This is a genomic window from Streptomyces sp. NPDC041796, from assembly GCF_055590785.1.
Genome location: NZ_JBVJAH010000009.1, coordinates 159696 through 185291 on the forward strand (window position 1 = coordinate 159696; position 25596 = coordinate 185291).

The 25596-nt window shown below is 71.4% G+C and carries 21 protein-coding genes and 1 pseudogene; 11 read left to right on the forward strand and 11 right to left on the reverse strand.

Annotated elements, in window-relative coordinates:
• Nucleotides 1–38: 38 nt before the first annotated feature.
• Together ACZ6C1_RS20010 and ACZ6C1_RS20015 are read right to left on the reverse strand one after the other, a co-directional pair.
• Entirely contained in the window at nt 39–404 is a 366-nt protein-coding gene (locus ACZ6C1_RS20010; protein ID WP_469242449.1) for a MazG-like family protein, read from the reverse strand.
• A 176-nt stretch (nt 405–580) separates the two neighbouring features.
• Entirely contained in the window at nt 581–997 is a 417-nt protein-coding gene (locus ACZ6C1_RS20015; protein WP_469242450.1) for a Fur family transcriptional regulator, read from the reverse strand.
• Nucleotides 998–1232: 235 nt separating this feature from the next.
• Between ACZ6C1_RS20015 and katG the strand changes: the two genes are divergently transcribed.
• A complete protein-coding gene (katG, locus tag ACZ6C1_RS20020) occupies nt 1233–3458 on the forward strand; it encodes a catalase/peroxidase HPI (protein ID WP_469242451.1) in 2226 nt (741 codons plus the stop codon).
• 62 nt (nt 3459–3520) lie between these two features.
• On the opposite strand, the gene ACZ6C1_RS20025 is transcribed toward katG, so the two are convergent.
• Entirely contained in the window at nt 3521–4570 is a 1050-nt protein-coding gene (locus ACZ6C1_RS20025) for an alpha/beta hydrolase family protein (RefSeq protein WP_469242452.1), read from the reverse strand.
• Between the two features lie 114 nt (nt 4571–4684).
• Between ACZ6C1_RS20025 and ACZ6C1_RS20030 the strand changes: the two genes are divergently transcribed.
• Nucleotides 4685–5329 carry a GNAT family N-acetyltransferase gene (locus ACZ6C1_RS20030; protein ID WP_469242453.1) on the forward strand — a complete coding sequence of 215 codons (645 nt, stop codon included), beginning with the start codon at nt 4685–4687 and terminating at the stop codon, nt 5327–5329.
• 35 nt (nt 5330–5364) lie between these two features.
• The gene (locus tag ACZ6C1_RS20035; RefSeq protein WP_469242637.1) at nt 5365–6210 is read left to right on the forward strand and encodes a PaaX family transcriptional regulator C-terminal domain-containing protein; all 846 of its coding nucleotides are present in this window, start codon (nt 5365–5367) and stop codon (nt 6208–6210) included.
• An 18-nt stretch (nt 6211–6228) separates the two neighbouring features.
• Here ACZ6C1_RS20035 and ACZ6C1_RS20040 read toward each other — a convergent pair whose 3' ends face one another.
• The gene (locus ACZ6C1_RS20040; protein ID WP_469242454.1) at nt 6229–7185 is read right to left on the reverse strand and encodes a quinone oxidoreductase family protein; all 957 of its coding nucleotides are present in this window, start codon (nt 7183–7185) and stop codon (nt 6229–6231) included.
• 453 nt (nt 7186–7638) lie between these two features.
• Between ACZ6C1_RS20040 and ACZ6C1_RS20045 the strand changes: the two genes are divergently transcribed.
• Together ACZ6C1_RS20045 and ACZ6C1_RS20050 are read left to right on the forward strand one after the other, a co-directional pair.
• Nucleotides 7639–9702 carry an RICIN domain-containing protein gene (locus ACZ6C1_RS20045; protein ID WP_469242455.1) on the forward strand — a complete coding sequence of 688 codons (2064 nt, stop codon included), beginning with the start codon at nt 7639–7641 and terminating at the stop codon, nt 9700–9702.
• A 171-nt stretch (nt 9703–9873) separates the two neighbouring features.
• On the forward strand, nt 9874–10461 hold the full coding sequence (locus tag ACZ6C1_RS20050) for a hypothetical protein (RefSeq protein ID WP_469242456.1): 588 nt from the start codon (nt 9874–9876) through the stop codon (nt 10459–10461).
• A 30-nt stretch (nt 10462–10491) separates the two neighbouring features.
• Here the strand turns inward: ACZ6C1_RS20050 and ACZ6C1_RS20055 are convergent, their stop codons facing one another.
• Nucleotides 10492–10623, reverse strand: a complete 132-nt coding sequence (locus ACZ6C1_RS20055) for a hypothetical protein (protein WP_469242457.1) — start codon at nt 10621–10623, stop codon at nt 10492–10494.
• A gap of 567 nt (nt 10624–11190) precedes the next feature.
• On the opposite strand from ACZ6C1_RS20055, the gene ACZ6C1_RS20060 reads away from it, so the two are divergent.
• Nucleotides 11191–13041 carry a CASTOR/POLLUX-related putative ion channel gene (locus tag ACZ6C1_RS20060; RefSeq protein WP_469242458.1) on the forward strand — a complete coding sequence of 617 codons (1851 nt, stop codon included), beginning with the start codon at nt 11191–11193 and terminating at the stop codon, nt 13039–13041.
• A gap of 314 nt (nt 13042–13355) precedes the next feature.
• Nucleotides 13356–14099: a class I SAM-dependent methyltransferase gene (locus tag ACZ6C1_RS20065; RefSeq protein WP_469242459.1), complete on the forward strand. Its 744-nt coding sequence runs from the start codon at nt 13356–13358 to the stop codon at nt 14097–14099.
• A gap of 74 nt (nt 14100–14173) precedes the next feature.
• On the opposite strand, the gene ACZ6C1_RS20070 is transcribed toward ACZ6C1_RS20065, so the two are convergent.
• Nucleotides 14174–14881: a TetR/AcrR family transcriptional regulator gene (locus tag ACZ6C1_RS20070; RefSeq protein WP_469242460.1), complete on the reverse strand. Its 708-nt coding sequence runs from the start codon at nt 14879–14881 to the stop codon at nt 14174–14176.
• A 90-nt stretch (nt 14882–14971) separates the two neighbouring features.
• On the opposite strand from ACZ6C1_RS20070, the gene ACZ6C1_RS20075 reads away from it, so the two are divergent.
• Nucleotides 14972–16606, forward strand: coding sequence for an amidohydrolase (locus tag ACZ6C1_RS20075; protein WP_469242461.1), 1635 nt, complete (start codon nt 14972–14974; stop codon nt 16604–16606).
• 41 nt (nt 16607–16647) lie between these two features.
• On the opposite strand, the gene ACZ6C1_RS20080 is transcribed toward ACZ6C1_RS20075, so the two are convergent.
• The 5 genes and pseudogenes from ACZ6C1_RS20080 to sigJ all read right to left on the reverse strand — a co-directional run bounded on the left by ACZ6C1_RS20080 (nt 16648) and on the right by sigJ (nt 23419).
• Nucleotides 16648–17706: a hypothetical protein gene (locus tag ACZ6C1_RS20080; protein WP_469242462.1), complete on the reverse strand. Its 1059-nt coding sequence runs from the start codon at nt 17704–17706 to the stop codon at nt 16648–16650.
• 74 nt (nt 17707–17780) lie between these two features.
• Nucleotides 17781–19220 carry a serine/threonine-protein kinase gene (locus tag ACZ6C1_RS20085; protein ID WP_469242463.1) on the reverse strand — a complete coding sequence of 480 codons (1440 nt, stop codon included), beginning with the start codon at nt 19218–19220 and terminating at the stop codon, nt 17781–17783.
• Nucleotides 19217–20026 (reverse strand): FHA domain-containing protein, encoded by an 810-nt coding sequence (locus ACZ6C1_RS20090; RefSeq protein WP_469242464.1) that lies wholly within the window; start codon nt 20024–20026, stop codon nt 19217–19219. The genes ACZ6C1_RS20085 and ACZ6C1_RS20090 overlap by 4 nt, the downstream gene beginning before the upstream one ends.
• Nucleotides 20027–20688: 662 nt before the next feature.
• On the reverse strand, nt 20689–22203 hold the full coding sequence (locus ACZ6C1_RS20095; protein WP_469242465.1) for a DUF8189 domain-containing protein: 1515 nt from the start codon (nt 22201–22203) through the stop codon (nt 20689–20691).
• Between the two features lie 324 nt (nt 22204–22527).
• Nucleotides 22528–23419: pseudogene (gene sigJ / locus ACZ6C1_RS20100) on the reverse strand (RNA polymerase sigma factor SigJ).
• Between the two features lie 196 nt (nt 23420–23615).
• On the opposite strand from sigJ, the gene wrbA reads away from it, so the two are divergent.
• The 3 genes from wrbA (at nt 23616) to ACZ6C1_RS20115 (ending at nt 25338) form a co-directional block, all read left to right on the forward strand.
• Nucleotides 23616–24224, forward strand: coding sequence for an NAD(P)H:quinone oxidoreductase (gene wrbA, locus ACZ6C1_RS20105; RefSeq protein WP_469242466.1), 609 nt, complete (start codon nt 23616–23618; stop codon nt 24222–24224).
• A gap of 38 nt (nt 24225–24262) precedes the next feature.
• Nucleotides 24263–24703 (forward strand): YybH family protein, encoded by a 441-nt coding sequence (locus tag ACZ6C1_RS20110; RefSeq protein WP_469242467.1) that lies wholly within the window; start codon nt 24263–24265, stop codon nt 24701–24703.
• Between the two features lie 98 nt (nt 24704–24801).
• The gene (locus tag ACZ6C1_RS20115; RefSeq protein ID WP_469242468.1) at nt 24802–25338 is read left to right on the forward strand and encodes an allene oxide cyclase barrel-like domain-containing protein; all 537 of its coding nucleotides are present in this window, start codon (nt 24802–24804) and stop codon (nt 25336–25338) included.
• Nucleotides 25339–25596: the final 258 nt, after the last annotated feature.

Here is a 25596-nt window from a genome sequence, read left to right on the forward strand (position 1 = left end):
TCCTCACCGCCGTGAGGGGGCCGGGTCCCGCGTGCCGCTCATGCTGTTTCCGGGGCGGGAACGGGGCCGCCGGAGGCAGGCGGCAGGAACCGCACCGCCTTGTCGGACAGATGCCGCTGAAGGTAGTGCGCGGCATCGTCCGGCCGCATCCGGTGGAGCGCGATCAGGCCGGTGATGATCACGTCAGCGACCTCGGCATGGACGTCGTTCCAGTCGTGGCTCTCCCCTTTCCGGGGGTTGGTGCCGCGTGCGCCGATGACGGCCTGGGACGCCTCACCGGTTTCCTCGGCGATCTTCAACACCTGGAGCGTCCACTGCTCCTGCGGGGCCAGGCCGCGTTGCTCGTCGTGGTCGTCGAAGCGGCGGGCGAGGCGCTCGATGGTGTCCCACATGGTGTCGTGCATGCCGGTGGACTCCTCTACGGGGAACGGAACGGGGGCGGCGGGCCGTGAAAGGGGCGGGGCGCGCAGGCCGTGGACCCGGCCGGCCGACGCATCGCGTGGTGCGCCCGCCGCGTCCGCGCGTACCCCCGGCGACCCTCACCGGGAGGCGGCCCGCGGCGCCCGGGACCGCGTCCCGTTCAGGGGCGGGCGCAGTCGGGGCACATGCCCCGGTAGGTCACCTCGACGTCGGAGACGGTGAAGCCGAACCGTTCGGAGGCGGGCAGGTCGGCCAGGGGGTCGCCCACGGGGTGGACGTCCCGGATGGCGCCGCAGCCCGAGCACACCAGGTGGTGGTGGGGGTGGTGAGCGTTCGGGTCGTAGCGCTTGGCCCGGCCGTCGGTGGACACCTCGGCCACCTCGCCGAGTGCGACGAGCTCGCCGAGGGTGTTGTAGACGGTGGCGCGGGAGACCTCCGGCAGCCGGGCCGTGGCGCGGGCGAGCACCTCGTCCGCGGTGAGGTGTACGTGCTCACCGTCGAGTACCTCGGCGACCACCCTGCGCTGGGCCGTCATCCGCCAGCCACGCCCCCGAAGCCGTTCCAGCAGATCGCTCATGTCCACCACCCTAACCGCGACCCCCGGCCGAATGGATTCGTTCGGTTTCTCGGCATCGCATTGACTTGGACTTTGTCCATCGTAGGATCGGTTCCGGCGACAACCAAGGGACAGGACAAGAGCAGGGAAGCGCATGCGACGAAGGTCCTCCACCGGGACCGGGACCGTGGCCCTGACTGGTCCGCCGCCCCGCAGTTCCTGAGCACAGCGATCCGCCTGATCCGGAGGGATTCCCATGCCTGAGAACCATGACGCAATCGTCACCGACCCGAAGCCGGAGGGCACAGGCGGCTGCCCGGTCGCGCACGAGCGCGCCCTGCACCCGACGCAGGGCGGCGGCAACCGCCAGTGGTGGCCCGAGCGCCTCAATGTGAAGATCCTGGCCAAGAACCCGGCCGTGGCGAACCCCCTCGGCGAGGACTTCGACTACGCCGAGGCGTTCAAGGCCCTCGACCTCCCCGCCGTGAAGCGGGACATCGCGGAGGTACTGACCACCTCGCAGGACTGGTGGCCCGCCGACTTCGGCCACTACGGCCCCTTCATGGTCCGCATGGCCTGGCACAGCGCCGGCACCTACCGGATAAGCGACGGCCGCGGCGGCGCCGGCGCCGGCCAGCAGCGCTTCGCTCCGCTGAACAGCTGGCCGGACAACGCCAACCTCGACAAGGCCCGCCGCCTGCTGTGGCCGGTCAAGAAGAAGTACGGCCAGAGCCTCTCCTGGGCCGACCTCATGATCCTCGCCGGCAATGTCGCGCTGGAGTCGATGGGCTTCGAGACCTTCGGCTTCGGCGGCGGCCGTGAGGACGTCTGGGAGCCCGAGGAGGACGTGTACTGGGGTCCTGAGACCACCTGGCTCGACGACAAGCGGTACACTGGTGACCGCGAGCTGGAGAACCCCCTGGGCGCCGTCCAGATGGGCCTCATCTACGTGAACCCGGAGGGCCCGAACGGGAACCCGGACCCGATCGCCGCGGCCCGCGACATCCGTGAGACGTTCCGCCGGATGGCCATGAACGACGAGGAGACGGTCGCCCTGATCGCGGGCGGGCACACCTTCGGCAAGACCCACGGCGCGGGCGCGGCGGACCACGTCGGCGACGACCCCGAGGCCGCGTCCCTCGAGGAACAGGGCCTCGGCTGGAAGAGCACCTACGGGAGCGGCAAGGGCGCGGACACCATCACGTCCGGCCTGGAGGTCACCTGGACCACCACGCCGACCCGGTGGAGCAACAACTTCTTCGAGAACCTCTTCGCCTACGAGTACGAGCTCTCCCAGAGCCCGGCCGGCGCCCACCAGTGGGTCGCCAAGAACGCCGAGGCGGTCATCCCCGACGCGTACGACTCGTCGAAGAAGCACCTCCCGACGATGCTCACCACCGACCTGGCGCTGCGCTTCGACCCGGTCTACGAGCAGATATCGCGTCGCTTCCTGGAGAACCCGGACCAGTTCGCGGACGCCTTCGCCCGCGCCTGGTTCAAGCTGACCCACCGCGACCTGGGCCCGGTCGTGCGCTACCTCGGTCCGGAGGTCCCCTCCGAGACCCTGCTGTGGCAGGACCCCCTGCCGGAGCGGACGTACGAGCTCATCGACGACGCGGACGTCGCCGCCCTCAAGGAGCGGGTCCTCGCCACGGGCCTGTCGGTGTCGCAGCTCGTGTCCGTCGCGTGGGCCTCGGCCTCATCCTTCCGCGGCAGCGACAAGCGCGGCGGCGCCAACGGAGCGCGCATCCGTCTGCAGCCGCAGAACGGCTGGGAGGTCAACGACCCCGACCAGCTGGCGACGGTGCTGCGGACCCTGGAGAGCATCCAGGAGTCCTTCAACGCCGCCCAGTCCGGCGGCAAGGGGGTCTCGCTGGCCGACCTCATCGTGCTGGCGGGTGGCGCGGCCGTCGAGCAGGCCGCCAAGGACGCGGGCTTCGACATCCGGGTTCCGTTCACACCGGGCCGCGTGGACGCCTCCCAGGAGCAGACGGACGTCGAGTCGTTCGCCGCGCTGGAGCCGACCGCCGACGGGTTCCGCAACTACCTCGGCAAGGGCAACCGGCTTCCGGCCGAGCACCTGCTGCTCGACCGGGCGAACCTGCTCACCCTGAGCGCCCCGGAGCTGACGGTCCTCGTCGGCGGCCTCCGTGTCCTGGGCGCGAACCACCAGCAGTCCCCCCTCGGCGTCCTCACCAACCGCCCCGGGACGTTGACGAACGACTTCTTCGTCAACCTGCTCGACCTCGGGACGACGTGGAAGTCGACGTCCGAGGACGCGAACACCTTCGAGGGCCGTGACACCGCCACGGGCGAGGTCAAGTGGACCGGCAGCCGCGCCGACCTGGTCTTCGGCTCCAACTCCGAGCTGCGGGCCCTGGCGGAGGTGTACGCCTCCGACGACGCGCGGGAGAAGTTCGTGAAGGACTTCGTCGCCGCGTGGGACAAGGTCATGAACCTCGACCGGTTCGACCTCGTCTGATCACCACGTCCGGGCCGGCCCCCCAGGGGGCCGGCCCCGCTGGTGGGGCGTTGTTGCCCTCTTCAGGAAAGCGCCGCATCCTTCAGGAACCGCCGCTGGTCCGCCAGGAATCCCTCCGCGAAGAGCGAGCGGGGCGAGAAGAGCGCGGTGAGCGTGATGGTGAGATCCGACTGTTCGACGGACTGCTTGACCAGTGAATGGGTCGCGTCCGGATAGTGCGCGACCGTCAACGCGCCGGAGGCGTCCAGCACTTCGCGGTAGACGCGCTCGGTGTCGGCGACGTCCACGTTGATGTCATGGCCCGCGAGGGCCAACAGCACCGGTATGCCCCGCAGCGCGCGGAGGTCCTGCGTGGCGTCCGCGGTGTGGTTCCTGGAGATGAAGCCCCAGCGGTCGGCGGTCATACCGTCCGCGTCGCCGCCCATGGCCCCGACGTACTCCTCGAACGGCGCCTGCCGCGCCAGCAGCCCACGGGTGGTGTCGCTCTTGGCGACCTCGGCCTTGATGCGGGCCGCTGACGCGCCGTCGGCGTGCAGCTCGGCCAGGAGGTTGTAGCGGCCCTGCCTGAGCCAGTTGATCGCGGGGGAGACGGCGATGACGAAGCTCACGGGAGTCTTGGCGGCGATCTTCGGCAGGACCCACCCCGCCTGGCTGGCGCCCCAGAGTCCGATGCGGTCGTCGTCGATGTCCGGGCGGGCGCGCGCCCAGGCGATGGCGGCGGCCGCCTCGTCGGCCCGGTCGTCCAAGGACTGGTCGAGCCAGTTTCCCGGTGCGCCCGCCACGCCGGGCTTGTCCCAGGACAACGAGGCGTACCCGGCCTTGGCGTTCGCTTCCCACATGGGCTTGTAACCGTCGTCGTGGGTGGCGTCGATGGGGCCGTCGCCGTGGACGTACACGACCAGGCCGTGGGACCGGCGGCCGTCCTTGGGGGTGGCCAGTACGCCGCTGAGGGTGTGGCCGCCGTGCCGGATGGAGACGCGCTGCTCGTCGATGGCGTAGGTGTTCTGCCACAGCACCACCCCGATGAGACCGGTGGTCAGGACCAGGACGGTGACGAGTGACCACACGGCGAGGCGGCGCCCGCGCCGCCGGCGTTGGACCTGGGAAGACATGGGTTCTGACCGCCTCTGTTCGGCTGCGCGCAGCACTGGAACTATCACTCTGAAAACGATCGTATCGTTCGTGATAGATTCCTGGAAGGTTACAGGGCGAAGAGGGGGGTCGGCATGGAACGGGACACGACGGACACCGCCGCGGGACCGGTGACGGTGCGGCGGGGAATTCCGGCCGGAGCCGAACGGCGCGCGGCCGAGCTGTACTGGGATGCCTTCGGCCGCAAACTCGGCCCCGCGCTGAACCCGCCGGACAAGGCGGTGCCCTTCATCGCCGCCCACCTGAACGCCGACCGCGCGGTGTGCGCGCTCCTCGACGGCCGGCTCGTCGGGCTCGCCGGCTACCAGCTCGGCGGCCGTGCCCTCACCGGGGGATCGGCCTCCGCCGTCCTGCGTGCGTACGGACACCTGCGAGGACTGCACCGACTCGTGCTTCTCGCCCTGTTCGAACGCCACCCGGCCCCCGGGCAACTCGTCATGGACGGCATCGCCGTGGACTCGGACATCCGCGGCCGGGGCGTCGGGAGCCTGCTCATCGAGGAAGTCGCCGCCGTCGCGGCGGAGCAGGGCTGCCGGGAGGTCAGACTGGACGTGATCGACACGAACCCGCGCGCCAGGGCACTGTACGAGCGGCGCGGCTTCCGGGCCGTGCGCACCGAGCGCACGCCTTACTTGCGCGGGCTGCTGGGGTTCGGCGCGGTGACCACCATGCGCCGGGCCGTCGGAACAACCGGAGCGCAAGGAGCGGGAGAACGGTGAGCGCAGAGACGGACCACGTGGAGGTCCCCACCCGGATGCTCGTCCACGCGCTGATCCGCGAGGACGGCACCGTGGGCGCCGACGAGCTGTACTCCGTGGCCAACACGCTGGGCATGAGCGACCAGCAGGTGCGGCTGTGCGTCAAGCGCCTGGTCACCGAGGGGCGGTTCACCCACGAGGGCAGGGGCCGCAAGGCGCTGCTGCACGCCACCGAGGACACCAGCCGCGCCCTCGCCCCCGACGCGGACTTCCTCCGGCACGCGTTCCAGCAGGACGCCGGGCTCGCGCCCTGGGACGGCACCTGGCACCTGGCCGCCTTCGCCGTGCCCGAATCGGCGCGCACCGCCCGGGACTCCCTGCGTGAGACGCTCGTCCATCTCGGCGGCGCCCCGCTCCAGGGCGGACTGTACGTCTGTGCCAACGCCTGGGAACCGTACGTCGAGGACGCGGCCCGCCGCCTCGGCGCCCATGACGCGCTCACCCTCCTGACCACGACGGACCTGCGCAGGGGCGACATCCGGGAGCCCGCCGAACTCGCCCGCCGCCTGTGGCCCCTGCCGGAGATCGCCGACCGCTACCACCGTCTCAGCCGCGTCGCCCGCCCCCGCCTCGACCGGCTCACCGGCCCTGCCGGGCTCTCCCCGTCGGAACTCCTCACCATCGCGGTGGAGCTGGCCGCCGAACTCACCCGGGCCATGGAGCCCGACCCGCTGCTGCCGCCCGAGCTGCTGCCCCGGCCCTGGCCCGGCACCGAGGCCCGTGAACTCGTCGCCCGCTGCTGGGCGGCCTTGCAGCGACGCGACCAGGGTGAGGCCCGGCCGGTCCTCTTCCGCCTCTACGCCGACGTCGCCCGGGAGGCCGCGGACCGCACCGCGGGCTGACGGGCGAAGGGCCCGGGTTCAGCGGGACGTGTCGAGCACCAGCTTGCCGACGGTCCTGCGGGCGCGCAGGTCCTGGTGCGCGCGTGCCGCCTCGGCCAGCGGGTAGACACCGCCGACCTGCGGCGTCAGACGTCCGTCACCGACCATCGCCAGCAGTTCGGACATCGGCTCCCGGTACATGCCCGGACGCCCGACCGCGTGCATCAGCCAGAAGCCGACGATCGCCCGGGAGCGGCCCATCAGCTGCGCGGCGTGGACGGGTTCCGGAGCCTGCCGGCTCGCCATGCCGTACGTGACGAGCCGGCCGAACGGCGCGAGCGCGGCGAGCGACTCCTCGAAGACCGGGCCGCCGGTCATTTCGAGGACGACGTCGACCTTCCTGCCTCCGTTGGCCTCCGTCAGCCGGTCCTTCAGACCCTCCGCAGCGGCGTCGACAGCCACGTCCGCGCCGAGGGAGAGGGCGAGCTCGCGCTTCTCCGGTGTGGACGCCGTGGCGATGACGTGTCCCACGCCGAACGCCTTCGCGAGCTGGACGGCGAGAGATCCGGTGCCGCCCGCGGCGGCGTGCACGACGAGCGACTCACCCGGGGTGACACGCCCCGCGGTACGCAGCAGGTGCCAAGCGGTGAGGCCCTGCACGATCAGGGCCAGGGCCTGGCCGTCGGTCACCGAATCCGGCACGTCGATCGCCAGGTCCTCCTGGACGGAGGCCTTTTCCGCGTAACCGCCGTAATTGTCCGCGAGGGCGACGACCCGACGCCCGTCCTCCGTGCGGCCGACCACCTCGCCGCCCGGGATCATGGGCAAGGCCGAACGGGACAGGTAGGAATCCTCGACCGCGTGCGTATCGGCGTAATTGATGCCGGCCGCCGTGACATCGATCAGGAGGCGGCCGGGCTCCGGCCGGGGGTCCGGCACTTGCACCAGGCGCAGCACTTCCGGCCCGCCGAATTCGGTGACGTGTATCGCACGCACAGTCGCTCCTCACTCCCTGGCATGTCCCGTGGGTGCTCCCACGGAGCCCACGGCGTCACGTTCCCATCAGGCCAGGAAGATTACCAACTGCTCAGTATGTGAGCTGCGCCACGCCTGCTGCATCGGGGTGTCTTATGGATCCTCCAAGCATGCATTTCGGTGCCGCACCATGCGTAATGGCGAGAATTCCTTGGAGTGAGGGATTCCGTTGACGCGAAGTCAAATAGCGATCCGCCGTATCTCAATTGGATAACGAGAGGCCTGGTGAGGGCTAGACCAATCCGACCGCTGCTCTTCAAAGACCTTGCACCGAAACGACTTTGAGCATTCGTCAATTCGAACCGTCAGGTAACGGAACGCACACATTCCTTGGGTCCTCTATGTCTGAATTTTCCGGCCCGGCGTTCTGGCAGGCTTCCGCGCACCGTTCCCCGATCAAGGAAGAGGTGCCACTTGTCAGGACGTCGAAGACTGAAGCCGCAGCGGCGCAGGAGTCCCCGCCTGATACTCGCCACGGCCGCCGTCGCGGCCATGGCGGTCATGGGTGGCGTGGCGTACGAGGCCACCAGGCCGGCAGCCGGGACGGACCGCCCGGCGCCGCTCGCCCAGCCCGCCGCCGCACCGACCGCGGCGCCCGAACCGGCCGCCGAACCCACGCGGGACAAGGAGCCGGAGCCCCTCGTCAAGAAGCCGAAGAGCGAGCCCGACCGCGGACTCGTCTACGAAGGCCTGACACCCGCGCCCGAGGGGGATCCGTGCGCCGGCGTCTACCGCACCACAACCGGCCACTGCACGCACGGCCCGGACGCCCCGCCGAAGGGCGTCGACATCAAGAAGGACACACCCCCGGCCGTCAGGACGACCGTCCCCGCCGAGGACCCGACCAAGCCGGGGCGTGACCCCTCCGACGACAAGCCGTCCGGTACCGAGCTGCCCCGGACCACCCCGACGCTCGACGCCGCCGCGCCCAAGGCGGGCGAGCCGCCGGCCGCCACGGGTACCGGCGCCCGCAAGGCGCCCGCGAACGGCCCCGCCGGACAGACCGTGCAGTGCGACGGCGACGGCACGACCGGCAACCGCGTCCAGGTCGTCTACGTCCACGCCCCCGGAACGGACCGGTACGCCACGTACCTCGCGTCCTTCCGCAAGTGGGCGGCCGACGCGGACCTGATCTTCTCCGAGAGCGCCAAGGACACCGGCGGGGTACGGCACATCCGGTACGTCACCGGCTCCGACTGCGTACCGACGGTGCTCAACATCGAGCTCCCCGCCTCGGCGCTCGCCGAGTTCAGCGCCATGAACCGGGCACTCGCAGCGCGGGGCCTGGACCGCCGTGACCGCAAGTACATGATCTTCGCCGACGCCCAGGTGTACTGCGGCATAGGCACCTTCGCGGGCGACGAGCGTCCCGCGCAGAACAACCTCAGCAACTTCGGCCCCTCCTACGGCCGTACGGACACCGGGTGCTGGGGCGGTCACACCGCGGCCCACGAACTGGGCCACAACCTGGGCGCGGTGAACAACAGCGCACCCAACACCAGCCGGGGCGCCCACTGCACCGACGAGTGGGACGTGATGTGCTACTCGGACAGCCCCTACTACCCGCGGATGCGTTCGGTCTGCCAGGACGGCGCCTACGAGAACCGGCTGGACTGCAACCACGACGACTACTTCCACACCAACCCCAGGCCCGGCAGCTATCTCGCCACGCACTGGAACATCGCCGACAGCCAGTTCCTCATGCGTGCCAGGGGCACCACCCAGCCCAATCCGACGCCAACGCCCACACCCACCCCGACCCCGACGGGCGGGCCGACGCCCGGGCCGTCCACGGCGCCCACGGTCACCATCGGGCAGATCGCACCGGACTCCGTCGTGGCCACCTGGAAGGCCGTCGACAACGCCGCCTGGTACCAGCTCTTCCTGGACGGCAAGCCCATCGGGTGGGTGCAGACGAACAGCGCCCGCGTCTACAACCTGAAGCCCGGCACCGACCACACCCTCGCCGTATCGGTACGCGACGGGTCGGGCCGCGACAGCGGTCCCGGAAAGGCCACGTCCTTCCGCACCGCCGGCAACGGCGGCGGCGCCACACCGAACACGCGTTACCTGCTCACCAACGGACCCACCGGTACGGCCGCGGAGGTGTGGGGCGGCAGGACCGCCGACGGAACCGTCCTCGTCGGGTCACAGCACAACGGCTACGCCCAGCAGCAGTGGTACGTCGACGACGCGGGCAACGGCTTCAGCCGCATCCGGTCGGCCGCGTCGAACAAGTGCCTCCAGACCGGCGGCACGGCCGGCCCGGGCATGTGGGTCTCCCAGCAGCCCTGTGCCCATGTCGCCGCCCAGCAGTGGAAGCTCACCCCCACCGGCAACGGCATGATGATCACCGCCGGAAGCAGCCGCTTCGCCCTGGGTGTCAGCAACCGGCCGTACTACGGGTCCTGGCTGATCGAGCTCCAGCACGCGGTCTCCGGACCCGCGCAGATCTGGACGCTCCAGAAGTCCGCCTGAGCCCCTCCCGCCGGCTCCGGCCGGCCTGAATGACGGCCGACGGGCGGAACGACAGCCGTCCGTCGGCCTTTCAGTCCCCAGTTCCTCAGCGCCTCAGACCGGCCTTTTCCTCATCGGAGGACACCTGTGCAGCACACAACCCGTTCAGCGGCCGCGGCCACCGCCCTGACCATGACCGTCCTGACGCTCCTCGCCACCGTCACCGCCACCGGCACCGCCCGCGCCCATGGAGGAACCCTCGCGGTCGACATCGCCGGGCACGAGCAGGGACATGTGACGACCCTGGTCACCTGGGAGAACGACAAGGACTCCGTCGACGAGAGGGTCGCCGCCACCGTCAACGCCGTCAGCGCGGACGGAAGGCGTACGGCGGGGCCGTGGATGCTGGTACGCGATCCCTCCGACGAGAAGCGCTTCACCACCGCCGAGGCACTGCCCCCCGGCCGATGGAAGGTCGCGGTCGAAGTGGGCCACCCCGCCCTCGGCCGCGACGAGGCGGACCTCACCGTGGCCGCCGCGCCACCGGCGAAACCCGCTCCCGCGCCACCGGCGAAACCCGCTCCCGCACCACCGGCCGAATCCGCCGCCGCTGCCCCGGTGCCGTCCGCGCCCGCCTCCGCCGTGCCCGCTTCCGCGACGGCCCGAGCCGAGGCAGGCCCCGGACTGCCGGTGACGGCGACGGCGGCCGTGGGCACCCTGCTGGCGGGCGGTGCGGCCGCGGCTCTCGTCGTACGGCGCGGGCGCCGCGGCAGGGCCTAGCGCCGTTCGGCAACCGGGCGGACCGACCGGTCAAGGCACCGCCGGATCGTCCGCCGACGAGGGCGGCGAGGCGGGCTGGTCGAAGGTGGGGCGCGTGTTCGCCGCCAGAATCTCGAAGAGACGACGACGGCGGCGCAGTTCGACGATGTCAATCGTCCGCATTCTTGAGGTCGGGGGCGGCAAGAAGACAGAAAGCGCTGTACAAGCCGATCCGCAGGCCAGCAGAAGCCAAAGTGTCAAGTTCACCTTGACGGTCCTCTCCTATGCGAGAAAATGTGACAACCAGGCAGGCGCATTCTGTTCGCTGCCGCCTTGGTGAGAGCCACATACATAACGCCATGGCATATGCCTGGTTACGCGGTAAATTGAGGGATCGGCTGTTCCGGGCTGCATGTGAAATCACCTGATCCTGGTGTCCGATTTCCCGGGAAGTGGCGTGGGGGCGCCGAGACCTTCAGTGCCGGGCCGACGTCCGGCTCCGGCCCGGTGCTCCTACCGGGAGCCTCCTCCGGGTGAAGGGGCAGCGAAGATCGGCATCCGCGCCGCCGATGCCACAAGACTGTGCCAGAGGGCCGCCGGGGGCACCGGGCGGACGAGGCGGACACCGTGGCGAGGGGCGACCGTACGCCATGGACCGGGCCCAGGCGGCCGGTGTTTTTCAGGGGGTTTCGTATGGCACGGCGTGCAGCTCATTCCCGGTCGCGGCTCCGGTACGGATTCGACAATCTGATGGCCCGTGGGACCCCCGTGCTCATCGGCTGGCTCACGCTGGTGTGCCTCGCGATCGTGGTGCCGGCCAGCGTGGTGCTCGTGTGGGCCGACCGTGCCGCGCCCGCCACCGTCTCCGGACGCGCGGCGGCCGTCTGGCAGCACGTCGGGCGCACTCTGAAGCTGGGCGGTGACGTCGGCCCACCGGTGTACGTGGCGGCGTCCGTCCTGCTGGCACTCGTGGCCCTGGTGTTCGTGTCGGCGCTCGTCAGCCTGATCACCACGGGGCTCAGCCGGCGGCTCATGGAGCTGCGGCAGGGCCGGTCGGTCGTCCTGGAGGAGCGGCACACGGTGCTGCTCGGCTGGTCCGACCAGGTGTTCCCGGTCGTCACGGAGCTGGTGGCGGCCAACGCCAACCAGCGCAGGGCCGCCGTCGCCGTACTCGCCGACAAGGACAAGGTCGACATGGAGGCCGAGATCGCCGACCACATCGGCGACACCCGAACCACCCGGATCATCTGCCGCAGCGGCCCCACCACCGACCCGACGGCGCTCACCCGGGTGAGCACGGGCTCGGCGAAGTCCGTGCTCGTGCTGCCACCCGGCGGGCAGGGCGGTGACGCCCACGTCGTGAAGACACTCCTCGCCCTCGACGCGGCCGGTCACCCGTCAGGCGATCGCGTCGTCGTCGCGGCGGTACGGGACCCGCGGCACCATCCGGCCGCCACCCTGGCCGCAGGCCGGCACGGACACGTCCTCAGCATCGACGACATCGTCGCCCGGCTGATCGTGCAGACCTCGCGCCAGCCCGGCCTCTCCCTCGTCTACCAGGAACTGCTCGACTTCGCGGGCGACGAGTTCTACGTCGTGCCGACGCCCGCCCTCGCCGGCCGGATGTTCGGCGAGGCGCTCGGAGCCTTCGCCACCTCCTCGGTGGTCGGCCTGGTGCGCGCCGACGGAAGTCTGGCTCTCAACCCGCCTCCCGACGCCCCGATCGGAGCGGGCGATCAGCTCGTCGTCATCACCGAGGACGACGACACCGCGGTACCCGTCGACACCCTCCCACCCGTCGACGAGGACGCGATCGTCACGGCCCGTCCCCGCAGCCCGAGGCCGGAACGGCTGCTGCTCCTGGGGTGGAACCGCCGGGCCCCATTGATCATCGAGCAGCTCGACCAGTACGTGAGCCCCGGCTCCACCCTCGACGTCGTGGCCCAGGGCGACGCCACCACGATCCACCCGGCTGGACGCGCGGCGCGCGGCACCGGCGGGGAACCCGGACATCTGCTGGTGAGCTTCCACGGCGGCGACGTCACCGAGCAGCGGACGCTGGCCCGGCTGGACGTGCCGTCGTACGACAGCGTGATGGTCATCGGGGACGAGAGCCGGTCCACGGAAGGTGACATGGAGACGGACGACCGTACGCTCGTCACGCTGCTCCACCTGCGTGCGATCGAAGAGGCCGCCCGGAGTGAACTGTCCGTCATCACCGAGATGACCGACGACCGCAACCGGCTGCTGGCCCCGGTGCGACAGGGCGCCGACTTCATCGTGAGCGGCCGCCTGATCAGCCTGCTGATGGCGCAGATCTCGGAGAACAGGCACATGGCCGGTCTCTTCGACGAGCTGTTCACCGCCGACGGAAGCGAGATCCACCTCAAACCCGCCACCGACTACGTCCTGGCCGACCGTGAGGTCGGCTTCGCCACCGTCGTCGAATCGGCGCGCCGCCGTCACGAATGCGCCATCGGTTACCGCCTGCGTGCCGAGGCGTCGACGAGCCCCACCCACGGCGTAAAGGTCAATCCGGACAAGCGGGGGACCGTACGGTTCACGGCGGGAGACTGTGTGATCGTGGTGGCCCAATCCTGAAAGGCGCACCCTATGATGCGACGAAGCAGGGAAAGGGCCGGTCCGGGCGGAAATACCGACCATCGAACTTTCGGAGGATGTTTTTCCGGCCGCTTTTGGGTGCTCTTTCGGCGAGACCGAGGAAATGGACGACCGTCAGGAGTGCGGGTCGTGCCGGTCCAAGTGGCCCCGGCGATGCCCTCCGGCGGGGAGGTGATGTTGGGCGATGGGAGGATCACCCACCCGACTTCTTCGTGTCATCCGCCAGTACGGAGGCCGGACGGTGCGGAGGGAGACTTTCTGCCACGACGAAGGAACACCGGAGGGGGCGGCACGTGAGCGTGCAGCAGTACGACGCGATCGGCGAGGCGTTCGAGGGTTTCAAATCCCTGCCGCTGATGCGCCACGGGGAGGTACCGAGCTTCCTGGGCATGGTCGGCGACGTCAGAGGCAAGTCGGTCCTCGACCTGGCGTGCGGCACCGGTTTCTACAGCAGGGAGTTCAAGCGGCGTGGCGCCACCGAGGTCCTGGGTGTCGACATCTCCGTCGAGATGATCGCCGCCGCCCGGACCATCGACGAGCGGGACCCACTGGATGTGCGCTACGAGGTCGGCGACGTGACCGAACTGAGGCCTCTCGGGCGGCGCTTCGACATCGCACTGGGAGCGCAGTGCCTCAACTACGCTGAGGACATCGCGGCGATGGAGCGGATGTGCCGCAACATCCACCGGAGCCTGGCTCCAGGTGGCCGGTTCTTCGTCCTCGCCCAGAACCCCGACTACCGGTTCGGCCTGCAACACCTGGAGAAGTACGGATTCCGTTGCGAGCCCACGGGTGAGGAGACCGAGACGGGTCCGCGGTGCAGGGTCACGGCTCTCCTCGACCCCGAGCCGATCAGCATCGTCGTCGCGGCCCCGCGCCGCGAGGTCTACGAGAAGTGTCTGCGGGCGGCCGGGTTCACCGCGCTGGAGTGGGTTCCGCTGCGGGTGTCCGAAGCCGGCGTCCAGGAGTTCGGTGAGGACTTCTGGGCGGACCTCCTCGCCAACCCGCCGCTGGAGATGCTGCGCTGCCGCGCCTGACCGGCCGCCGGGCGGAACCCCCGTACGGACGTCCGCCGGGCGTCCCGCTCCGAACGACCGGCGGCGGTGGGCCGCTACCGCCCCGCGTCCGGGTGCAGCGTCGCCACCGCCGTGAGCAGCAGCTCCAGGGCGAAGGGATGGCCGCTGTCGCGCATGTCGGCGGCGAGCAGCGGATAGGTCGCGGCGATGTGCGGATGGGTGTCGGCCGGCAGCCGGCCGTAGACCGTCCGCCAGACCTCGGCGTCGGCCTCCGCCGCCGCCTGCGGCAGGGCCGCCGCCGCGGCGTCCTGGGCGGCGAAGGCCAGCGCCTGGTCGACGAAGGCGTGGTAGACGCGTACCGCGAGAGGGTCGGGAAAGCCACCGGTGCGCAGGATGCCGAGGATCGTCTCGACGGCCCGTGTCTCGTGGGCGCGTCCCGTGGTCCGGTGGGCCGCGAGGATCGCCGCCTGGGGGTTGGCGAGGTACGAGGCGTGGATGCGCCGGCCCATCGCGCGAAGGTCGGTCCGCCAGTCGCCGGTCGCCTGCCATCCCTCCAGCGCCCGGCCGATCATTTCGTCGGCGAGCGCGAGGAGCAGCGCGTCGGTGTTGCGGAAGTAGCGGTAGAGCGCGCTGGGGTCGGCGCCGAGGGCGGCACCGAGTCTCCGGACCGACAGCGCGCCGGCGCCGTGCCGTGCGATCAGGCGCAAAGCCGTCTCGACGATGAGGCGTTCGGAGAGGACCGCGCCCTGCTTGGTCGGCCGGCGGCGCTGCCGCCGCCCCTCGGGTACCACGCGTTCGGCCATGGCCGGACCTTATGACAACACCATTGACGTGTAAACGCGCGAGCGGCTTCCATGGCGCCGTCCCCGTTGTCACACGCTGTGGAGCGCGCCATGACCCAGGCCGATCTGGTCTTCACCGGAGGCCCCGTTCTCACCATGGATCCGGCCCGGACCCGGGCCACCTCGCTCGCCGTGACCGGGGACCGGATCACGGCCGTCGGCCACGACGAGGTGCGGGAGCTGGCCGGGCCCGGCACCGAGGTCGTGGACCTCGAAGACAGGCTGCTGATCCCCGGTTTCCAGGACGCCCACATCCACGCGGTGGGCGGCGGCATGGAGCTGGCCGCGTGCGATCTTACCGGGGTCGTCGACGTGGACGCGTACCTGGGCCGGATCCGCGCCCATGCCGACGCGCACCCGGACCGCACATGGATCACCGGCGGCGGCTGGTCGCTGGAGAGCTTCGCCGGCGGGGTACCGACCCGGCAGCTCCTCGACGCCGTCGTGCCGGACCGCCCCGTCCTGCTGGTGAACCGGGACCACCACGGCGCCTGGGCCAACACCCGTGCCCTGGAGCTGGCCGGGGTCACCGCCGACACCCCGGACCCGGCCGACGGCCGGATCGAACGCGAGCCGGACGGCACCCCGAGCGGCATGCTCCAGGAGGGCGCCACCGCTCTCGTCGCGCGACTGGTACCGCCGAGCACCCCGGAGGACCGGCTGGCCGGCCTGCTGCGGGCCCAGCGGCTGCTGCACTCCCTCGGCATCACCGGCTGGCAGGACGCGCTGCTCGGCGAGTTCAACGGGATGCCGGACCCTTCCGGCGCCTACCTCACCGCGGCGCGGAACGGGACACTCACGGCCCGGGTGACCGGGGCGCTGTGGTGGGATCGCGAGAGGGGCGCCGAACAGATCCCCGAACTGGCAGCCCGGCGCGAGGAGTTGCGCTTCGGACGGTTCCGGGCCGGCTCGGTGAAGATCATGCAGGACGGGATCGCGGAGAACTTCACGGCCGCGATGACCGCCCCCTACCTGGACGGCTGCGGCTGCGCCACCGCCAACTCCGGCCTCAGCTTCGTCGACCCGGAGGCCCTGCGGAGCCATGTGACCGAGCTGGACGCGCTCGGCTTCCAGGTCCACTTCCACGCCCTGGGCGACCGCGCGGTACGGGAGGCCCTCGACGCCGTCGAGGCCGCCGTGGCCGCCAACGGGCGGCGCGGCAACCGCCACCACCTGGCCCACCTGCAGGTGGTCCACCCCGACGACCTGCCGCGCTTCGCGGCGCTCGGCGCCATCGCGAACATCCAGCCGCTGTGGGCGGCGCACGAGCCGCAGATGGACGAGTTGACCATCCCGTTCCTCGGCCCCGAACGCGCCGCCTGGCAGTACCCGTTCGGCGGTCTGCTGCGCACCGGGGCCACCCTCGCGGCCGGCAGCGACTGGCCCGTCTCCAGCCCCGACCCGCTCGCCGGCCTGCACGTCGCCGTGAACCGCCGGGAGCCGGACGCCACCGACGACCGGGTGTTCCTGCCCGACCAGCGCATCGACCTCCCCAGTGCCCTCGCGGCCTACACCGCCGGCTCGGCCCATGTGAACGGCCACGACGACGCCGGCAGCCTGCTCCCGGGCAACCTGGCCGACCTGGTCGTCCTGGACCGCGACATCCTCGCCGGACCGGCCGAGGAGATCGCCCACGCGAGGGTGGAACGGACCTACGTCGGCGGCCGGCTCGTGCACGAGGCCTGACGTCCGCCCGGCGAGGACCCCGCCGCCCCCGGGGGAGCCGGTCAGCCGGTCGGCAGGCCGAGCCCGTAGTACGTGACGTGGTAATCGTCCACGTACTCGGCCTCGCCCCCGACGACCAGACCGGCCGGATCGCTCACCCCCACCGCCCTGGCCGTCGCCACGAGCATCTCCGCGAGCGCGTGACCCTTCGGTTCGCCGGGGCCGCCCGCGTCCACGCGCCACACCGGGGCGTCGTCGTCCCAGATCGACGCCGTGCCCGGGTGCTGGGCGACGGACCCCCAGCCGAGGGCGGCGGGATCGACGTCGTCCGGCGCGAAGCAACCGATCGCCAGGCGGTCGCCGCACGTCACGTGGAAAAGGATGGGCTCACCGCGGCCGGTGCGCCCGTAGAACGGCATGCCGACGCTGATGCCGAGGGCAGTGGTCTCGGCGGGCAGCGACCCCAGGAAGGCGCCCAGCGACCGGGCCACGGTCTCCCAGCTCCGGGCGGTCCAGCCGCCGGGGAAGCCGAGGCCCGTGTTGGCCGGGTCGCGGTTGCTGCCGAAGAAGCCGCTGATCGAGTGCTCCTCACCGACACCCTGGCGCCAGAACCAGTTCTCCGCCGGGTCGGTGGGCTGCAGGACCAGTTCCGGCCCCGACTTCCCGGCGCGCAGCTCCAGCGTGTCGGGCCTGCCGCGCCAGCGCAGGAAGGGCGCGCCCCACAGCGGCCCGCTGTCGTAGAAGGGGCCCATGTCGCCGTGCGAACCCAGGACGGACGGTTTGCCCAGCGCCGCGGTCACTTCGTCCTTGACGGCGCGGAACGCGGCCGCCTGCGCCGTGGCGTCCGGTGCGGCGGTCGCCACCGGGACCGCGAGCTCCACGTACGACTCGCCGCCGACGTAACGTTCCTCGAACCTGCTGGCGGGGCGCAGGCGCGCGGCGCCCGTCGACCGGCCGGTCATCAGGGCGGGACCGTCCGGTGTGTCGTTCCAGGCCCAGCCGAGCTCCGCCGCCAAGGCCCTCACCCCGTCCGGCGTCCAGCCGCCGGTGCCCGCCGCGACGAGCCGCCGGGCGAGATCCGCGATCGATTCCTCTTGCAGGCTTCCCCGTTGCACGTCCATGTGATCATGGTGCCGCATCCCGGGTGGGGCCGTTCGGCCGGGTACGGAGCGGCCCGGAGCGGCGGCGCCCCGCGTCAGCGCCCGGCCGCGGGACGCGGGCACTGCGGCAACGGCGGCCGCTCCTTGGTGCGCACGGCGGGGAGCCAGGCCTCGGGAGGCGTGGAGCCGGGCGGGAGACGGACGCGGAACCAGCGGGTGGAATGAAGGTCCTCCTCGTCGATGATGAGCTTCCCGTCGGGCAACTGACAGTCGGCGGTGAGGACGTCGCCGTGCCACACCCGTGTCGGTACGACGTTTTCCGCGGTGTACGGCTGCACGGGATCGATCGCCAGGCCCAGACTGCACTGCGGGTCCCGGTCGACCCGCTCCTGGCAGCCCCGCTCCGCGTTGAACACCCGGATCGTGCCGGGCGCCGCGCCCGCCCGGCCGGGCGGTGCGGACGCGCTCATCCGTGCCGCGTCCGAGCAGAGGGTCGCGCCGGCGATCCCGCACAGCGTGGTCGCGAGGACGGCGGCGCGGGCCCGGCCCCGCAGCCGCCCCGCCCCCGTCCCGGGCGTCTCCTGGTGGGCGGCGATGCGGGCGAGGAGGCTCTCGGCGGTGTGGGGGGCGCGCGCCGCGTGGGTCGGGGCCAGGCAGTCGGCGGCCAGCGCACGCCAGAACGGCGGCACGGCGTGGTCCATGCGCAGCGGGGCACGCCCCTCGCCGTACTCCTGGACGGCGGCACCCCGCGCCAACGGTGTGGCGCCGGCAAACGGTGAGCCGCCCGACGCGAACACCTCGTGGATGACGATGCCCAGGGCCCAGATGTCGGCGGTCGGCCGGACCCGCACACCGAGCTCGCCGAGGGGCGCCCTCCAGCGCTCGGGCGGCAGGTAGTCCAGCGTGCCCATGGGAGGCGCGTACCCGTGTGTCCCCGTCAGCTCCGTGGCGAGACCGAAGTCCGAGAGCTTCACCGAGCCGTCCTTGCCCAGGAGGACGTTCTCCGGCTTGAGATCGGCGTGGACCCAGCCCGACCGGTGCAGATGCGACAGCCCCTCGCAGATGCCCGCGATCAGCCGGCCGCGATCGGCCTCGGGCACCCCCGCGTCGACACGTTCCCGCAGGCTTCCGGCGGCCCGTTCCATGACCAGCACGATCGCGCCCTCCAACGAGGGGCGGTCGGGTGCCACGAGAACGAACGACTCCAGGAGGCCGATCAGCCGGGGATGCCCGGCCCTGCGGCCGAGCTCGACCTCACGGTGGGCGGACTCCACGATCCTGCGTGCCTGCCGCGGCGCGAGCCCGGCGGTCGGCATGATCTTGAGCGCGACGTCGGTGGGGCCCGGGGGCCGCCCCGCGGGGGCCCCGTCGGTCCGGTCCGGGTCACCGTCGGCCGGCCGCGCCGCGTAGACCGTGGACCAGCTTCCGGACCCGATCAGCTCGGTGACCACCCAGCCCCCCACCCGGCAGCCGGGTGGGAGGAGGTCCGTCCGGTCGCGTTCCGTGGTGCCTCCCGATCCGTACGGCGGTGTCATCGCGCGGCCTGCCGCTCCCGCCCGCCGGCCCCGGTCAGGGGTGGCAGCAGCCCGAGGTGCTCTTCCCGCACCAGCCCGAACCGCAGCGCGAGCCCGACGATCTCCTCCCGCTTGCCGGTCCGGCGGTCGCCCTTGCCGGGTTCACGGGCTTCGAGGACGCCGATGCGCAGTTTCTCCTCGGCGAGGTAGTCGATGTGCGCGCTGACCGCCCGCGCGGTCAGCGCGCCGCAGGTGACGTGCCCCCTGAGCCGCTCGACGACCTGGGGAGTGGTGGGGACCGCCACGCGGGACTGGTCGCGCAGGCGCGGCTCGCAGAGCGCGACGAGGACGAGGAAGTACGTGGTCGTCTCGTCCAGGGAGTACGCGGTGACCGTGCGGCTTCCCCAGGGGACGCCCATGGCCTCCGGGTCCAGGTAGACGTGGTCGGGGGCGAACACCTGGAAGGAGACGGTGACATCGCCGCGAGTGGGCAGCACCACGCGCGCGAACTCGAACGGAATGGGCGCCCCGACCCGTCGCGGCGGAACTCTCAGGTATTCCCCCGCTCCCTCCGGATTCTCCACGAGGTAGCTGTGGGTGGTGCTGTGGTTCGTCAGCTGCCAGTGGTCGTCGGTCACCCGGATCTCACCGGCGAGCCGGGAGATCGCCGGGTCGGCGAGGCGCAGCTCGACCGGGATCGCCGTGGAGCCCCGCCCGAAACGGGCGACCTCGCCGGGGCCGAGGCGTAACGTCAATGCGTCACCGTGCGGTTCGCCGCCGGCGGCGCCACCGCTTCCCCGCGGCAGATGGACGACTACGCCGCTCACCGCTCCCCCCGTTCCACGCGTCGCACTTGCCGGACGAGCGGAACGATACTCATCCGTCAGGGGAGTTCACCGGCGTACTTTGGCCACTTTGCCCAAACGGCCGTGGGAGCCGGCTTGTCGGCCACGGCGGCGCGGGGGGAGGCGCGCGAAGCGCCCTTCTCGGCACACTCCGCGACGGCCGCGCAAGGGCGGTTCCTCACGGTGCCCCGGTGACCACGACGCGGCCGCGGCAGCGGCGATCCAGCGCTGCTCTCGGGGGCCTGCGGCGAGCCGCCCGACCGGAGAAACTCCGCCGGAAGGTGCGGAGACCGGGCTGACGCCGCGGCCGGCCGGAGCGCTGAACCGGGCCTGTCGTGCTGGACACGGAGGTCCCGGTCCAGGCCGCGCAAGGTGGGGAAAGTCACCGTGGGGGAGGGGAGGAACCGGGGTTCCGGAAAATCGGTGGCTCGGACGAAACGCCGATTTCGCCCTGCCTGTGGCGAGATCCGCACGCTCCGGTCAGCGAGCGGGACCGCCCGGCACCAGGGGCACGGCCGCGCGATGAACGAAGGCCCTCCACGGACACCGGCCGCCGCTCGGCCGTTCCTGGACACGGGTGGCCGGACGCCGTACCCCGTACCAGGCACGGCCGGGCAGGGGCGTTCCGCGCGGACGGAGACGGGTCAGTCGAGGGTGGGGCCCGCGGTGTCGTTGAGCCAGGACCAGTCGGACCAGGTGGTGAAGCCGGTCTGCCATTTGTGAAACGTGCCGGCGCGGCTGGTGCCGAAGATCTCGATGCGGCCGTCGGCGTTGGCGGCGGCCAGCACTTCGGTACCGCCGGTGCCGAACGGGCCCCAGTCGCTGTAGGGAGCGTTGGGGGCGGTCTGCCAGAGGTGCATGGCGGTGTCGCCGTTCATGGCGAACACTTCGACGCGGCCGTCGGGGGTGCGTTCACTGGTGAGCTGTGAGTCGGCGGGGCCGCCGGTGGGTTCCCACTCGGACCAGGTGGTGGGTCCGGTCTGGTATTTGTGGAACACGCCTACCGGGCCGGAGGCGAAGACCTCCAGGCGTCCGTCGGCGTTGTGGTCGACGGTCAGGTCGTGCCCGCCGCCGCCGAAGGTGCCCCACGGGGACCAGCCGCCGTTGGGGGCGGTCTGGTAGCGGTGCTGGAACGTGTCGCCGTTGAGGGCGAAGACCTCCAGGCGGCCGTCCGGGGACTTCTCCATCTCCACACGGCTGTCGGCGGGGCCACCGCCCGCCGGCTCCCAGTCCGACCAGCCGCCGCCGCGGGCGAGTTGGTACCTGTGGAAGAGCCCGGCCGGGCCGGACGCGTAGACCTCGATACGGCCGTCGGCGTTGACACCGGCCGCGGTGTCCCGGCCGCCACCGCCGAACGTCTCCCAGCCCGACCAGCCACCGGACGGGGCCAGTTGCCAGCGGTGCTGGAAGGTGCTCCCGTTGAGGGCGAACAGTTCCAGGCGGCCGTCCGCGTCGGGTGCGAGGGCGAGTTCGGCGTCACCGGGACCGCCGAGGGGTTCCCAGGCCGACCAGTTCCCGTTGACCTCCCGCTGCCAGGCGTGGTGGACACCGTCGGATCCAGCGGCGAACACCTCGAGGCGCCCGTCCGCCGACCGCGCCGCCACCACCCGGCCCGACTCCGCCGGATGCACCAACGGCTGTGGTCGCGGACCGCTGCCCGGGGTGCACGGCAGCACCACGCCGCGCTCCGCGAGGTGGACCTTGGGGTCGATCCCGTACGAGGCGGACCGGTCTCCCCAGATCCGCAGATGGAGGTGGGGACCGGTGGAGTTCCCCTCGGAGCCCATCAGGGCGATCTGCTGGCCGGCCACCACACGGTCACCGACGGAGACGTCCCGCCGGGACATGTGCCCGTACTCGGAGATCCTCCCGTCGGGATGCTGTACGCGGATCCACTGGCCGTAGTCACCGGTGTACCCGGAGACGGTCACCTCGCCGTCACCCACGGAGTAGACGGGTGTCCCCACGTCGTTGGCGATGTCCACGCCGTTGTGGCCGCTGTGGAAGTGCTGGGACACGAAACCGGCGGCCGGACAGGCCGCGGCTGGACTCGCGGTCCGGGCCGCCGCCGGGGACACCGGCACCAGCACCGGCGGCAGCAGGGCCGCTGTCGCCGCGAGAGCCCAGGTCAGTGCGCGCCGGGGAACTCCAGGAAGCATGGAACGCGCCCGCCTTCGCAGTCTCGGGGTGAGTGGGACGGAGGTGCGGTACAGGACCGCCGGTCACGCGTTGCGCGGTCGGTCCGGAAAGTAGCAAAGGCACGGGTCCGGGAGACTCCGGAGGATTACGGACTGACAGGGCCGGGGTACGTCGGCTAGGGCGTGCCCTTCGGATCCTGGCCGGCTCGCGGGCCCTGGCCGGCGCTTCCGGCCCGTCGCGCCCACTGCGCCCCGGTTACTGCGCCCACTGTGCCCGTCGTGTCCATTGCGTTCATTCCGCCCACCGAGCCCACTGCACCCCTGCCCACCGGGGCGAGGCGGGCGTCATTCCCTCTTCCACGGCCGGAGCTTCTCGGGGTTGAGCACGGCCCAGATCCGACGGATCCTGCCGTCCGCGATGTCGAACGCGTACACCGACACGACCGCACCGTCCAGGTGCGCCGCCAGACCGGGCTCACCGTTGACCGTGCACTCCTGCACTGCCAGCCGGCCCGGGCGGGTCCGTCCGGCGAAGAAGCGGGCGATCCGCTCGGCGCCCTCGATCGGGTGGAGCAGCGCCGTGACGAGTCCGCCACCGTCCCCGACGGCGGTGGCGTCCGGGTCGAGCAGGCCGATGAGGGCCTTGATGTCCTTGGCCTCCCACGCCAGCTTGAACTCCTTGACGACCCGGGCCCGCTGGGCCGTCGGCGGCAGGGGAGCCCGCGCGGCGTCGACGCGGCGGCGGGCCGAGGTCGCCAACTGGCGGCAGGCCGCCGGGGTGCGGCCGACGATGTCGGCCACTTCGGAGAAGGGGTAGCGGAAGACGTCGTGAAGGACGAACGCCACGCGCTCCGCCGGCGTCATCGCCTCCAGCACGACCAGGAGAGCCATACTGACCGACTCGTCCAGCGTCACGCGATCGGCCGGATCGGCCGTGCTGTCGTCCAGCGCGCCGACGGGCCACTCGGTGCGCGCGGGCAGCGGCTCGGGGACCCATTCCCCCACGTAACGCTCCCGCCGCACCCTTGCCGAGCGAAGCACGTCGAGGCAGATCCGGCCGGCGACCTTGGTCAGCCACCCCCCGGGGGGACGCCACCGCTTCCTGCTGCCGCCGGGACATCGCGTACCAGCGGGCGTACGTCTCCTGAACGACGTCCTCGGCCTCGGCCAGGGACCCCAGCATCCGGTAGGCGAGGTTGATCAGCCGGCGGCGTTCACCCGTGAGCGCGCTCGGCATCGGGTCGAGTCGGCCGTCCTGCGGCGCGGTCGGACTGGGCGTCATGGTTGTGCGGCTCCCTCGGTCGGAACTTCCCTCACCTCTCTGACGAGGCAGCGCCCCGAAATGTGAGATCGGCGCCCCGCGTCACATTCCGCCGGGCCGTCTCGTCATACCGACAACGGAACGCGACGGAAGCAAACGGAGGTACACCGGCATGGAGCCCGTGAACGTCGCCGTCATCTACTACAGCACCAGCGGCAATGTGCACGCCCTGGCGCGAGCCGCCGTCGAGGGCGCCGAGAAGGCCGGCGCGCACGTCCGGCTCCGCAAGGTCGCCGAGACGGCCCCGCCCGAGGCGATCGACGCCCATCCGGCCTGGGCCCGGCATCACCGGGACACCGCCGATGTCACCGAGGCCGGGCACGGCGACCTGGAGTGGGCGGACGCGGTGCTGTTCGGCACCCCGACCCGCTTCGGCAACCCCGCCGCCCAATTGCGGCAGTTCATCGACACCACCGGCCCCCTGTACTTCGAGGGCAGGCTCGCCGACAAGGTGTACTCGGCCTTCACCGCCTCCAACAGCGCCCATGGCGGCCAGGAATCGACCCTTCTGGCGCTCGGCAACACCTTCTACCACTGGGGCGGCATCATCGTCCCCCCGGGCTACACCGACCCGATCCAGTCCAAGTCGGGCAATCCCTACGGCACTTCCCACGTGGCCGGCGACGGGGAGCCCGGAGAGGTGAGCCTGGAGGCAGCTCGCCACCAGGCCCGCCGTGTCGTCGGTGTCGCCGCCGCGCTCAAGGCCGGCCGCGCCGCCTGATCCCGTCCCGCAGCACACCACGACCGAAGGAGTTCATGATGACCACCCACGAGTCCGAGATCCGGGCGCTTCTGGCGAGCCGTGCCGACGCCCAGCAGACCAAGGACATCGACCGGCTCATGTCGTTCTACGCAGCCGACGCCGTCTACTACGACGTCGTCCCTCCGCTGCGGTTCACGGGAACCGACGAGATCCGGCGCAACTTCCTGCGCTGGTTCGACGGATACGTCGGTCCCATCAGCCTGGAGACGCACGACCTCACCCTCGTGACCGGTGAGGACACCGCGCTCGCGCACATGCTCCACCTGGACTCGGGGGAGCGGAAGGGCGTACTCCAGGCCTCGATATGGGTGCGCGAGAGCGTCTGCCTCCAGCGGTCGAACGGAACGTGGTCCATCACGCACGAGCACGTCTCGATTCCGGTCGACCCGGCGACCATGACGGTCTGGCTCCCGTCCGACAAGGACCAGCCCGCCTGAGGCCGCCGCATTTTCCGCCTCGGCCTGTCTTGGCGCGTGCGGAAGAGTCCGGCGTCGAAGGCGTTGACACGTGAAATTCACAGTGAGGAGCATCCATCATGGTCACCAGCGGTTCGGGATCCACTGCCATGCGCCGGGGGGAACGAGGGAAGCTGCGCGGGCGAGCGACGCTCATGAAGTTCGCCTCGGCATCGCTTGCGGCGGTTGCCGTCGGGGTGTGGGCCGTTGGCAGCGCAAATGCCGGAACTCCGGAAAGGGGGCGTGTCGAGGTTCTCGAACTCAAGGTCCAGAACGATCAGTACACGGCCGCCGATCTCGGCCCTGCGGGGCCGAGCCTGGGTGATATGGACGTGTACTCCGGCACCGCCATAAAGGACGGGCGCAGTGTCGGGCGCGGGGGCGGATCCTGTCAGGTCGTTCATATGAAGGGCGAAGAACTCACATCGCAGTGCGTGATCACGATGGAGGTCGAGCGGGGTTCTGTGACGATGCAGTCCCTGTGGACGAAGGGAACGGCCTCCCTCGACATGGCCATCACCGGCGGCACGGGCGCCTATCGTGACGCGCGGGGCATCGCCCGCTTCTGGGACATCGCGACGCCCGACGAGAGGGCGCGGCTGGAAATCCGGCGCTGAGAGCGCGACCTCGTGCCGGGCGCGAGGCGCGGCGGGCGAAGACCGGCTCGTCCCGCCTCGCGTCCGACCAGTAACACGCCTTCTGACGCCCGTCCTGCATCGTCCGTAACGGGGCAAGGACGCATCCCCAGGTCAGGGCCGGTCCCAGCCGCCTGCCGGCGATGCCTGGTCGTCGCCCTCGAAGCGGCCGATTCCACACCTGGACGGCGTAACGATGACAGGCGTCAGGTGGAATAGATGACAGGTGACGTGTCCTTG